General features: G+C 62.6%; 12 protein-coding genes. 2 read left to right on the forward strand and 10 right to left on the reverse strand.

Features of this window, described 5'->3' with window-relative positions:
- Window positions 1–21 precede the first annotated feature (21 nt).
- Together lolB and C2L64_RS01775 are read right to left on the reverse strand one after the other, a co-directional pair.
- On the reverse strand, window positions 22–654 hold the full coding sequence (gene lolB, locus C2L64_RS01770) for a lipoprotein insertase outer membrane protein LolB (protein ID WP_090834974.1): 633 nt from the start codon (window positions 652–654) through the stop codon (window positions 22–24).
- Complete coding sequence (locus tag C2L64_RS01775; RefSeq protein WP_007579694.1) at window positions 654–2495, reverse strand: tetratricopeptide repeat protein; 1842 nt, start codon at window positions 2493–2495, stop codon at window positions 654–656. The genes lolB and C2L64_RS01775 overlap by 1 nt, the downstream gene beginning before the upstream one ends.
- Before the next feature lie 290 nt (window positions 2496–2785).
- On the opposite strand from C2L64_RS01775, the gene mutM reads away from it, so the two are divergent.
- Both mutM and mutY read left to right on the forward strand, forming a co-directional pair.
- A complete protein-coding gene (mutM, locus tag C2L64_RS01780) occupies window positions 2786–3616 on the forward strand; it encodes a bifunctional DNA-formamidopyrimidine glycosylase/DNA-(apurinic or apyrimidinic site) lyase (protein WP_090834975.1) in 831 nt (276 codons plus the stop codon).
- 7 nt (window positions 3617–3623) lie between these two features.
- Window positions 3624–4727: an A/G-specific adenine glycosylase gene (gene mutY / locus C2L64_RS01785; protein ID WP_090834976.1), complete on the forward strand. Its 1104-nt coding sequence runs from the start codon at window positions 3624–3626 to the stop codon at window positions 4725–4727.
- 9 nt (window positions 4728–4736) lie between these two features.
- On the opposite strand, the gene C2L64_RS01790 is transcribed toward mutY, so the two are convergent.
- From C2L64_RS01790 to lptA, 8 genes are all read right to left on the reverse strand, one after another.
- Window positions 4737–5372 carry an LON peptidase substrate-binding domain-containing protein gene (locus C2L64_RS01790; RefSeq protein ID WP_007579697.1) on the reverse strand — a complete coding sequence of 212 codons (636 nt, stop codon included), beginning with the start codon at window positions 5370–5372 and terminating at the stop codon, window positions 4737–4739.
- Window positions 5373–5436: 64 nt separating this feature from the next.
- Window positions 5437–6330, reverse strand: a complete 894-nt coding sequence (rapZ, locus tag C2L64_RS01795) for an RNase adapter RapZ (RefSeq protein ID WP_007579698.1) — start codon at window positions 6328–6330, stop codon at window positions 5437–5439.
- 77 nt (window positions 6331–6407) lie between these two features.
- Window positions 6408–7376: an HPr(Ser) kinase/phosphatase gene (gene hprK / locus C2L64_RS01800; protein WP_007579699.1), complete on the reverse strand. Its 969-nt coding sequence runs from the start codon at window positions 7374–7376 to the stop codon at window positions 6408–6410.
- 244 nt (window positions 7377–7620) lie between these two features.
- Window positions 7621–8136, reverse strand: a complete 516-nt coding sequence (locus tag C2L64_RS01805; RefSeq protein ID WP_079484248.1) for a PTS sugar transporter subunit IIA — start codon at window positions 8134–8136, stop codon at window positions 7621–7623.
- 300 nt (window positions 8137–8436) lie between these two features.
- Complete coding sequence (hpf, locus tag C2L64_RS01810) at window positions 8437–8796, reverse strand: ribosome hibernation-promoting factor, HPF/YfiA family (protein ID WP_007579701.1); 360 nt, start codon at window positions 8794–8796, stop codon at window positions 8437–8439.
- Between the two features lie 175 nt (window positions 8797–8971).
- Complete coding sequence (locus C2L64_RS01815) at window positions 8972–10492, reverse strand: RNA polymerase factor sigma-54 (protein ID WP_090834977.1); 1521 nt, start codon at window positions 10490–10492, stop codon at window positions 8972–8974.
- 229 nt (window positions 10493–10721) lie between these two features.
- The gene (lptB, locus tag C2L64_RS01820) at window positions 10722–11504 is read right to left on the reverse strand and encodes an LPS export ABC transporter ATP-binding protein (RefSeq protein WP_007579703.1); all 783 of its coding nucleotides are present in this window, start codon (window positions 11502–11504) and stop codon (window positions 10722–10724) included.
- Window positions 11501–12178: a lipopolysaccharide transport periplasmic protein LptA gene (gene lptA / locus C2L64_RS01825; RefSeq protein ID WP_007579704.1), complete on the reverse strand. Its 678-nt coding sequence runs from the start codon at window positions 12176–12178 to the stop codon at window positions 11501–11503. Before lptA ends, lptB begins: the two co-directional genes overlap by 4 nt.
- Window positions 12179–12184 lie beyond the last annotated feature (6 nt).

Below are 12184 nucleotides of genomic sequence, written 5' to 3' on the forward strand. Positions count from 1 at the left end.
TTTGCAAGGCGCGCGTGCGGATTACTGGTCGAGCACGAGCTTGATGTCGAGCGGTGGTTCGGTGCGCGCGAGATTCACGCGCTTCACGCCGGTTGCAGGCGCATCGGCATAGGCGATGTAGTCGATCGTCCAGCCGTCCTGTTGAATCTCCTTCAAACGCGTTTCCTGCTGCGGATCTTTCTCGGTCGTCGCCTTCGATGTCGGCGCAACCGAAGGCTGCAGCCAGTAGCGCAGCCCTTCGACAGGCAGCGCGAAGCCCAGCGCGTTCTGCATCAGCGTGGAGACGTTATCGGCCGTCAGCGGCTGACGGTTCGGCAGTTCGAGAGTGGCGGCCGACGGCGACGACGTGACGATCGCCATTGTCTGTCCGAGCGGGTTGCGCAGTTGCAGCGTCACAGTGTCATCGCGTTCCTGCCAGTCGAAATTGCCATACGCATTGCGCTGCTGGCCGTTCTGGTCAACGTACTGAACCGCGAAGCGGCCGTGATACGCGCGGGTGGTCTGAGCGGCGACGGCCGTTGCTGCATTCGACGTGGACGGACCTTGCGGCTGGACGGACGCGCAGCCCGACAAGGCGACGATGGCTGCGGCTGCGAGACCCAGCGCCGCGCGGCGCGGCGCTGGAGAGGAAAACACAGGAAAAGAAAAGTACATCAGAGATCGTTCACCTGAAAACGTTTGAGCGTTTTGACGAGCGTATCGTTGTCGGGTTCGAGCTTACGGGCATCGCGCCATGCCGCGCGCGCCTGATCCTGGTCACCGCTCTTCCACAGCACTTCGCCGAGATGTGCGCCGATTTCGGCGTTCGGTTGCAGATCGTAGGCCTTGCGCAGCACCTTGATCGCATCGTTGGTATCGCCGAGCCGGTACTTGACCCAACCGACGCTGTCCATGATGAACGCATCGTTCGGCGACAGCGCCAGCGCCTTCTCGACCAGCTTGTCCGCTTCCTGCAGACGCTGGTTGCGGTCCGCGAGCGAATAGCCGAGTGCGTTGTACGCCTGCGCGTTGTCTGGTTGCGTGCGCATCAGCTTGCGCAACTGCGTTTCCATCACGTCGAAATGGCCGTTCTTTTCGGCAGCCATCGCGTAGTCGTACGTGAGATCGGGGTCGTCGGGGAAATCGGTGGTGGCCTGGGCAAGACGCGCTTCGGCCTCCGGGTAGCGCTTCGCGTCAAACAGGATCGCCGCGTCGGTGCGTGCGATCAGCGCCTGCTCATGCGGGTCCTGCGTGCGAATGCCGGCGAGCAGCTTGCGCGCGTCATCGGATTTGCCGTCTCTTTGCAGCAGTTGCGCACGTGTGATCTGCGCGGGAATGTACTGCGTGCTCGTGGCGGGAATCTTGTCCAGCCAGCGGTTCGCGCCTGCCGTATCTTTCTGTTCAAGCGACAGCTGCGCGAGATAGATATAGGCCTGACCCGGATCGGCGCCCGGCGTCTTCTCGGCCTTTTGCGCATACTGTTGCAGATAGTTCTGCGCTTCCGGCAAGTTCTTCTGCTGGATCTTGATGAGCGCGAGCGCCATCAGCGGCGTCAGATCGTTCGGGTTGTCCTTCTGCATGAACTCGAACTGTTTCTGCGCGTCGTCGAGGCGGTCACTGGCCAGATACATTTGCGCGAGCGCGAGCCGAGCCTCATGCGACTTCGGATTCGCCTGCACGTATTTCTCGATCGACGCAATGCCTTCCTTGCGCTCTTCCGGTCCCATCTGCGACAGCATCAACGCAGCGGGCAGATAGTCGGCCTTCAGCTTGAGCGCCTGTTCGAGCGATTTTCGCGCACCGGGCGCATCGTCGGAAATGAGTTGCTGACGCGCGATTGCGAATTGCGCTTCGGGACGGTTGAGGTCGTTCGCGACAAGATCCTGCAGCACGTGCAGGCCACCGATGCGATTCGGCCCGCGCGAAATCAGCAGTTGCAGCGCGAGAATCCCGTTGCCGCGGTTTTCAGGCGGAATCTTCGCGAGTTCTTTCGCGAGCATCGGCTTCGCGTCGTCAGGCTTGCCCGACAGCACGAGCAGCGACGCATCCAGTTGCGCGGCGCGTTCCGATTGCGGCGCATACTGTTGCCACAATTGCGCAGCCGTCAGCGCATCCGACGGGCTCTGCGCGGCGAGCGCGATTTCCGTCGCACGCTGCGCCATGCGCGGGTCGTGCGTGTCGCGCGCGAGCGAGAGATAGGTTTGATACGCGGGCGCGGGCTGGTTGCGCTGCAGCGCGACCTCCGCCGCGAGCACCTGAAACACGATCTGGCTCGTCAACGCGACGCTCGGCAGATTGGCTTTTTCGTCGGCGGAATCGGGGCCGAAAGCATCTTGCACGGAGACGGTGTTGTCATCCGTATCGGGCGATTGATCCTGCGCATGCGCGGGCAATGCGCCGAGCGCCCAGACTGCCAGCGCGGCCACACCCAGCAGCCGGCGTGCGGAAACAGCGTGCGGCACGCCATTCGCGCCGGTCCGGCGCTTCAAAAACTGCTTAACGATGGACAGGTTCATACATATCCGTTCAATGTTTCAGTCGATTGTAACGCGCTCGCTACAATAAGCGCATAAGCGCGGACGCAAGTTGCAGACCAGTCGCGCCCATTCGCGCCCATAACGGGCTTGCGGCCGCAAAGGCGCGTTCCGACGATTGCAAAATCCTTTGTGCGGCTGGCCGCCGGAAGGGCCATTCGCCGCGTCATGTTTGTTGTGGATACGTCCGGTATCCACTTCGTTCCATTTTTTGCGCCCGGTCATTCCGACGGCGAGCGCAAGCCCGTTGTTAGCGATAACAGGCCCTAAACATGCCAGAGTTACCAGAAGTCGAGGTTACCCGACGCGGAATCGAACCGTACGTTGCTGGACACCGTGTCAAGCGCGTCGAGGTCCGCACGCTCGCGTTGCGCTGGCCGATTCCACCCGGTTTCGCGCGTTTGCTGCAGGGCCGGCTGGTTCACAAAGTGGCGCGGCGCGGCAAGTATCTGCTGTTTGAGATCGACGAAGGCTGGTTCATCGTGCATCTCGGCATGACGGGGACGCTCAGGGTCCTGCGTAACGTGCCGCATCCGCCGGCCGCTGCGAAGCACGATCACGTCGACTGGATTTTCGACGACTTCATTTTGCGCTTCCGCGATCCGCGCCGCTTTGGCGCTGTGTTATGGCACACGCGCTCGGCGGGCGACGTGCTCGAACATCCGCTGCTGGTGGACCTCGGAGTCGAGCCGTTCGCGCCGTCGTTCTCCGGCGCGCTGCTGCATCGAAAGACGCGCGGACGGAAGATTTCGGTGAAGCAGGCGCTGCTCGCAGGCGATATCGTCGTCGGTGTGGGCAACATTTACGCATCTGAAAGCCTCTTTCGCGCGGGTATCCGGCCGACCACGGCCGCCGGCCGCATCTCGCTCGTACGTTACGGTCTGCTTGCAGACGCCGTGCGCGTCACGCTTGCCGCCGCGATCGAGAAGGGCGGCAGCACGTTGCGCGATTTCGTCGGCAGCAACGGCGAGAGCGGCTACTTCCAGCTCGACTATTTCGTCTATGATCGCGCGGGTCTGCCATGCCGCGTGTGCGGCACGCCGATCAAACAGATCGTGCAGGGGCAACGCTCCACTTACTATTGTCCGACCTGTCAGCGCTGATCCGTTCATGTCCGTTCCCGCTTCCACGACTGTTTTTCCTACGATACCCACGCTGTCCGATTTCTCTGTGCGCCTGATCGCATGGCAGCGCGAACACGGCCGTCACGACCTGCCGTGGCAGAACACGCGCGACCCGTACCGCATCTGGCTGTCCGAAATCATGCTGCAGCAGACGCAGGTGTCGACGGTGATCCCGTACTACGGGCGTTTTCTCGCGCGTTTTCCGGATGTCGCCGCGCTCGCCGCCGCGCCCGCCGACGATGTGATGACGCTATGGGCCGGCCTCGGCTACTACACGCGCGCGCGCAATCTGCATCGCTGCGCGCAGGTCGTCGTCGAGCAGCATGGCGGGCGCTTTCCCGAGAGCGTGGAAGCGCTCGCGGAGTTGCCGGGTATCGGACGATCGACGGCGGCCGCGATTGCATCGTTCGCATTTGGCGCCCGTGCGACCATTCTCGACGGTAACGTGAAGCGCGTGCTTGCGCGCGTGTTCGGCGTCGAAGGCTTTCCGGGTGAGAAGAAAGTCGAGAACGGCATGTGGCTGCTGGCCGAGTCGCTGCTGCCCGTGAATGGGACCGACGACGACATCAGCGCCTACACGCAGGGGCTAATGGATTTCGGCGCGACGCTGTGCGCGCGCGGCAAGCCGGATTGCGTGCGCTGTCCGTTCGCCGTCGATTGCGTGGCGAACGTGACGGGCCGTCAGCGCGAACTACCGGCGGCGCGCCCGAAGAAAACGGTGCCGACGCGCCGCACGTGGATGCTGCTGCTACGCGACGGTGACACGGTGATGCTCGAAAAGCGCCCGCCGTCGGGTATCTGGGGTGGCTTGTGGAGCTTGCCGGAAGCGGCGGATGAAGCAGCGCTCGCGCAACTCGCGCGTGACTTCGGCGCGACAGCGGACGTGTCGCCGCTCGCGCCGCTCACGCACGTGTTCACGCACTTCAAGCTGAATATCGAACCGCGCATTGCGGAGTTCGATCACTCCGCGAAAGCCGTGAGCGCACGCGACGCCGACACCGTATGGATGTCGCTGAACGAACTGGACGCGTATGGCGTGCCCGCGCCTGTGCGCAAGCTGCTCGAAGGGCTGCAGGGTTCGCTGATCTGAACGCCGGCGCTACAGCAGCTGATGCTGCTGCATGTAGTGATGCACGATGTCGATCCGCGCGCCGGCGTCCTGTAGTTCCATCAGCTTTTGCCGCGCCTTTAGCGCGATAGGCAGCACTTCGGACAGGCGGTTCGACACCCAGGTCGGATCGTCGAGCCTGAACGGCTCGAGGAACGGCAGGCTCTCGGCATCGCGCTCGCGGATCGTCGCGATGATGCGCTCCAGCACTTCCGCACACGCTCCGAACTTTTCCATGTAATGGGTGCCTTCGAGCGGCACGTCGCTGCCGATCAACTCGGCCATCCCGACGAGCAGGCCGCCCTGTTCGACACGATGCGACAGCAGCCGGAACCGCGCGGTGCCGCGCGCGCGAATCAGCAGCATACCGAACTCGTCGACATCGCAAACGTCGATTTCCGCGAGGCAACCGACGTGCTCCGGCACGGACGGCTCATCGGGCTGCGCGACTTCCCCGCCGCTTTTCAGCAGACACACGCCGAACGATGTGTTGTCGCGCAGACAGTCGCGCGCCATGTCGAGATAGCGTGCCTCGAAGATCTTCAGCGGCAGCAGTCCATCGGGAAAAAGAACGGTGTGCAAAGGAAACAGCGGCACATCGGCAAGCACGGACGGTGTAGAGGACATGGCGCAACGCTTCGGTTAGGACCGCCGCTGCGAGCGACGGCCGGTCGGGCCACCATCGGGTTACTCAGGCGACCAGTTTCGATGAGTCGTCGACGTTGATCGGCGCATCGCGATGCCGCACTAACACGTTTGCTTCGCTCGCGAAACGCGCGGCAAGCGTTTCGGCGATGAATACCGAGCGGTGCTGTCCGCCCGTACAACCGATTGCAACGGTGAGATAACTGCGATTGTCGTCGCGGAAATGCGGCAGCCATTTCTGCAAGAACGATTCGATGTCGCCGATCATCTGCTGAACCACGGGCAGTGCATTGAGGAAATCGATGACGGGTTTGTCGAGTCCTGTCAGCGGACGCAGTTCGCGGTCGTAGTAAGGGTTCGGCAGCGTGCGCACGTCGAACACGAAGTCGGCGTCGAGCGGCACGCCGCGCTTGAAGCCGAACGACTCGAACATCAGCGCGAGGCCCGTGTGCTCCTGCTCGATGAAACGCTTGACCCACGCGCGTAAAACGTTTGCCCGCAAGTTGCTGGTATCGATCTGGTGGCCGAATTCGGCGAGCCCAGCGACGAGTTCGCGCTCGCGCTCGATCGCTTCGGCAAGCGACGTCAGCACGCCGACGTCGGCATCATGTGCGGGCGAGCCTGACAGCGGATGGCGGCGGCGTGTTTCGGAAAAGCGTTGGATCAGTGCCTGCGTGCTGGCGTTCAGGAACAGCACGCGCACGTCGTGCAGGCCGGCGAGATCGCGGATCATTTGCGGCATGTCGTCGAGCGAGGCGCCCGAGCGCGCGTCGATCGCCACCGCGAGCCGGTCCTGGCCGTCGCCCGCGAGATACGCGGCGAGTTCGGGCAGAAAGCGCGGCGGCAAATTGTCGACGCAGTAGTAGCCCGCGTCTTCGAGCGCGTTCAAAGCGACAGACTTGCCGGAGCCGGAGATACCGGTGATCAGGATAATGCGCATGGAGTCGTGGAATCCGTTGGGTTCATCATAGCATCCGGTGTCACCCGCTGTGCCGCCGCGGCTTCGCGCGCATTGCGTCAGATCAGCTTGCCGGGAAACTGGCTGTCAGGGTCTTGCATGGCGAGGCGCTGGCGGTCCATGAAGTCACGGAGTGTGTCGATGCCGCGCAGTTGCAGGATCGTGTTGCGCACGGCCGCCTCGACCAGCACGGCAAGATTTCGGCCGGCCGCCACCTGGATCGTGACCTTGCTGATGGGCAGGCCGAGTACGTCGACGGTCTGGCTTTCGAGCGGCAGGCGCTGGAATTCGCCGTCCGGCCTGCGTACCAGCTGGACGATCAGCTTCAGCTTCATTTTCCGGCGCACGGCCGTTTCACCGAAGATCGTCTTGATGTCGAGCAGGCCGAGGCCGCGCACTTCGAGCAGATTCTGCAGCAGCGGCGGGCAGCGTCCTTCGACGAAATCCGGGCCGAGGCGTACGAAGTCGACGGCGTCGTCGGCGACCAGACCGTGGCCGCGCGAGATCAGTTCGAGGCCAAGCTCGCTCTTGCCGAGGCCCGAGTCGCCCGTGAGCAGCACGCCCATGCCGAGAATGTCGAGAAACACGCCGTGCAGCGTTGCACGCGGCGCAAGGATGCGCGACATGTACAGGCGCAGGCTGTCGATCACGGCAGCGGGCGACATCGGCGTCGTGAAGAGCGGCGTCGACGAGCGCGTGCAGCGCAGGACCAGTTCCGGCGGCGCGGCGACGCCGCCCGCGACAACCAGGAACGGCGGCTCGAGCGCGATCAGCTCGGCCATGTGGCGCGAGCGGTCTTCGTCGGATTGACGCTGGTAGTAGTTGGTTTCGGCTTCGCCGAGCACCTGGATCCGGTTCGGGTGGATCAGGTTAAGGTGGCCGACGAGGTCGGCGCTGGACGTTGCAGTCGCAACTGTTTCCGCCGAGAAGCCGCGCTCCCAGCCCTCATGCCCCGTCAGCCAGCTGAGTTTCAGCGCGGCGGCGTTGTCGTCGAAAATGCTTTGGGCGTTGATGCTGGACGTATCCATGACTCCCTGACTCCCTGACCTCGTATGTGCCGCTAGGGTGCTGCCGGCGTGCTATTGTCTGCCGCCTGCTCGCTGCGCGCCGGCTGTTGCCGGTCCGCTGTTGCCAGTGTTGCGACGGCGTGCACGGAACATGTTCGGCTCGCGGCAACGCCGGTTTGCCGGACTTCGCCGCAAGCCTCGAATCAAACGCGGTGCTCCGGCGCCGTGACTCCTACGCTTTCAGCCGCGAAACGCCGCCGATACGTCAAGGTTGCCACTGAGTCAGCAGGCGATGCAACGCCTCGCGGTCCTCTTCTGTGTGCAACCGTTCGCGCGCTTCGCGATCCGACAACAGTTGGGCGATCTCCGACAGGATTTCAAGGTGCTGCTGCGTCGCCTGTTCGGGGACCAGCAGGAAGATGAGCAGCGAAACGGGCTGGCCGTCCGGCGACTCGAACGGGATCGGATCGGCAAGGCGCACGAACGCTGCAAGCGGCTGCTTGAGGCCCTTGATGCGGCCGTGCGGGATCGCGACGCCTTCGCCGAGCCCCGTTGAACCGAGGCGCTCGCGCGCGAACAGATTGTCAGTCACTGTGCTGCGGGCGATGCCGTTCTGGTTTTCGAAGATCAGGCCCGCTTGCTCGAATACGCGCTTCTTGCTTGTAACCGCGAGACCGACGACGACGTTTTCGAGGGGAAGATATTTGGCTAAACGATTCATGTTGACAGGCGCAAAGGTCGCCTGGTTTCTCCTCGCAGTGGCGATTGAAAAGCGTTCCATGCCTCGCAGCTGCTCATGGCGAATCCAGCGACGCGCGACGAACCCTGCTCTTGAGACCCGCAATGATCCCTTTGTGCAGGGCTCGGGCTGGACAAAGACCCCGAAGGTAACCGATTTATTATAGAACAGGGTTGCTGCCGATGGTGCGCCGCGCCATGACTCAAAATTGCCGTGCCCTGCGGATCGTGCGGGACTGCGAACCACGCCCATGAAACACCACGCGCCGCAAGCAACATGCGCCTAAACAAAAACCGCCCGATATCGGGCGGTTCGCGGGGCTAAGCAAAAGCCTCTACTGGCTTATTGCGGTGGCACTTCGGGTTGTGCCGCCAGTGGCTGATACTTGATCGCGTCGTGTTGATGGCCCTGCAGGCGATCCTTGTGACGAATGACTTGCCGGTCCAGCTTGTCGATCATCAGGTCAATCGCGGCGTACAGGTCGCCATCACAGCTTTCGACAAAAATGTCCTTGCCCTTCAGATGCAGGTTGATTTCAACCTTTTGCCTCTTTTCCTTTTCCTTGTGGTTGTCGACCGAGAGGACCACACTGCCATCGATCACCTGATCGAAATGTCTTAGCACCCTGTCAAGTTTGGTGATCACGTATTCTCGCAACGCTGGCGTTACATCGAGATGGTGTCCACTGATCTTCAGATTCATAGTGCTTCTCCAAGCTAGTGGCCGCCTGGTCCGCATGAATCGCGCGAGCGCCGGTCGATTCCCTCGATCTGCCACGCCGTCCCCCGTTTGACAGGCTGCTGGCAGGTCGCATCGGCCAGCCTGCTCCGCCAAACAGCGGCGCGGCCGGAAAATACCCGCCACAGGAGGTAGCGGGCTAAAGAGACTTGCGCAGATTGACTGCTGGGATCTTCAGTGCTTCGCGGTATTTCGCAACGGTACGGCGAGCGACGACGAAACCCTGTTCCGCCAGCAGTTCGGCAATGCGGCTGTCTGAAAGAGGAGATTTGGTGTCTTCCGCTCCTATCAGTTGCTTGATGAGTGCGCGAATGGCCGTTGAAGAGGCCGCGCCCCCCGTGTCGGTGGATACGTGCGATCCGAAGAAGTACTTAAATTCAAGCGTCCCGAATGGGGTGAGCATGTACTTGCCGGTTGTCACACGTGAGACCGTCGACTCGTGTAAACCCAGCGTATCAGCTATTTCCCGCAAAACCAAGGGGCGCATGGCAATTTCGCCGTGAGCGAAAAAGTTCTTTTGACGCTCCACAATTGCCTGTGCGACACGCAGGATCGTCTCGAACCGCTGCTGGATATTCTTGATCAGCCAACGCGCTTCCTGCAGTTGCTGCCGCAGCGAACCGCTGCCCGGATCGCCGCGATTGTTGCGCAGGATATTCGCGTACAGATGGTTGATACGCAGTTTCGGCACGACTTCCGGATTCAGTTCCGCCTGCCATCCCTGTGCCGTTTTGCGCACCATGATGTCAGGCACAACGTAGTCCGCTTCGGCCTTGCCGTAGGCCGCGCCCGGGAACGGCTCCAGCGAGCGGATCAGCGCATGCGCTTCGCGCAGATCGTCGTCGCTTGCCTTCAGGTATTTGCGCAGACGCGTGAAGTCGCGCGCGGCGAGCAACTCCAGATGATGCGCGACGATGTCGAGCGCGAGCGTGCGCGTGGGCGACGGCTCGAGCCGGCACAACTGCAAACGCAGGCATTCGGACGCCGAACGCGCGCCGACACCCGCGGGATCGAAGCTGTGCAGTAAGGCGAGGGCCGCGTTGAGTTCGTCGGTATCGACTTCCAGTTCGTCGGGGAGATCGGTGAGGATTTCGTCGAAGGTGGCCGTCAGATAGCCGTCGTCGTCGAGTGATTCGATCAGGAACGTGATGAGTGCGCGGTCGCGTGCGCTTGCTCCCGTTACACGAAGTTGAGCAGTCAGGTGATCGCGCAGCGTCGTGGTCGATTCGTGGATTTGCAGCGGCGGCAGATCGTCGTCGTCCGATGCATTGCCCGAACGGCCGTAGTCGTCGAGATTCCACTGGTTCGCATCCGAGTTCGAGTCCGAACCCATGCCGTTGTATTCGTCGACGCCTTGGGGTTCGCCGCTCTCCTGGCTGTCGCCGGAGGAAGTGGACGACGACGAAGACGGTGGCGAACTCGACATCCCTTCCGGCGAGGTGTTCTGCGACGTCTGCGAGATGACCGTGCCGTCGGCGGCGACGCGCAACGGACTCGCGATCCAGTCGTCCTCCGTTTCGAGCAACGGATTCTGGGAGATCGCCATCGACACTTCCTGTTGCAGTTCAAGCGTAGACAGCTGCAGCAGCCGGATGGACTGTTGCAGTTGTGGTGTCAGCGCAAGATGCTGCGACAGGCGGAGTTGGAGGCTGGCTTTCATGGCAATGTGTGATTCATTGTAGAGAGTTTGCCACGACCGCGATACCTTGCGACACCCGCAAAAACGCGTGTGCACCAGATTTTGGCGCGGACGGCCGACTACGCGGGCGATAACGCGAGCGATACCGCGCCAGCGTAGCCCGTCAAAATTACTGAACCCGTGTATTGAAACGGCCTGGGATCAGGCCGTGAGGGCGCTGCACGCGGCGTCCACGAGCCGCGTGCGCGTATTACATGCGGAAGTGTTCGCCCAGATAGACGCGGCGCACGCTCTCGTTTTCAATGATGTCGCCGGGCGCGCCGGCCGCGAGCACGCTACCGTCGCTGATGATATATGCGTGATCGCAGATACCGAGTGTCTCACGGACGTTGTGATCGGTGATGAGCACGCCGATGTTGCGCTGCTTCAGGAACTTCACGATCTTCTGGATTTCCAGCACCGCGATGGGGTCGACGCCCGCGAACGGTTCGTCGAGCAGAATGAAGCTCGGATTGGTGGCGAGGGCGCGCGCGATCTCGACGCGGCGGCGCTCGCCGCCCGACAGCGACAGCGCAGGGTTCTCCCGCAAGTGCGCGATCTGCAGTTCGTCGAGCAGCGCTTCCGTCCGCGACGCGATCGCGTCTTTCGACAGACGCTTGCCGTCCTCGCCGAATTGCAGCTCCAGCACGGCGCGGATGTTTTCCTCGACGGAGAGCTTGCGGAACACGGACGCTTCCTGCGGCAGATACGACAGGCCGAGCGACGCGCGCTTGTGAATGGGCAGAAGGCTGATCGACTTGCCGTCGAGATCGATCTCGCCCGCGTCGAGCGGCACGAGGCCGACGATCATGTAGAACGACGTCGTCTTGCCGGCTCCGTTCGGACCGAGCAGGCCGACCACTTCGCCGCTCTTCACGTCGAGCGAGACGTCCTTGACGACCGTGCGCGAGCCATAGCGCTTCTTCAGATTGCGGACGACGAGCGAACTGCTGGTGCCTGCCGGCTTTCGATGGGGAAGGGCGGGGGCGCTCACGGCTTCGTCGTTCCTTGTCCCTGGAATTGGTTGGTCGGTTGCAGCGTCGCCGACGGGCCGCTGATCGGCTGGGCGCCGCCATTGCGCGGCGACAGCATCGCGCGCACACGGCCGTTCGGATTGCCCGGACCTGCGACGTCCTTGCCGGCCTTCGCGGTGTAGAAGTCGTTCTGGCCGTCGTATGTGATGACGCTGCCGTGCACTTCGTCCATGATCGTGTTCAGACCTTGCAGGCGGCGCACGGTTGCGCGCGTCGTCAGCGTGGTGAGGTCCTGCTTGCCGTCGTAGTCGATGCGTTCGGCATCGCCGTCGATGTATTCATCGGAGCCGTCGCGCTTCTGGCGGAAGTACGCGAGGTTCTTGCCCGTCGACGTGCCCGTTGCATATTGATAGCCCTGCGGGTCCTGCGTCACTTCGACGCGGTCCGCCTTGATCACGATCGTGCCTTTGGTCGCGACCACGTGGCCGGTGAAGATGTTGACCTGCTTGAGGTCGTCATACGTCATGTTGTCCGCTTCGATATTGAGCGGTTTGTCCTTGTCGGCGCGTTCGGCGTGCGCGAGCGGCGCAAAACCGGCAAGCGGCAAGGCGATCAACAGTGCCGCAAGCCCGGCGCGGCTCGTGCGATACGCGCGCATGCGGCCGGACTCAAAACGGGGGAACGATTCGTTCATGCAGTC

Origin of the sequence: Paraburkholderia hospita, from assembly GCF_002902965.1 — a bacterium.
Classification (GTDB): domain Bacteria; phylum Pseudomonadota; class Gammaproteobacteria; order Burkholderiales; family Burkholderiaceae; genus Paraburkholderia; species Paraburkholderia hospita.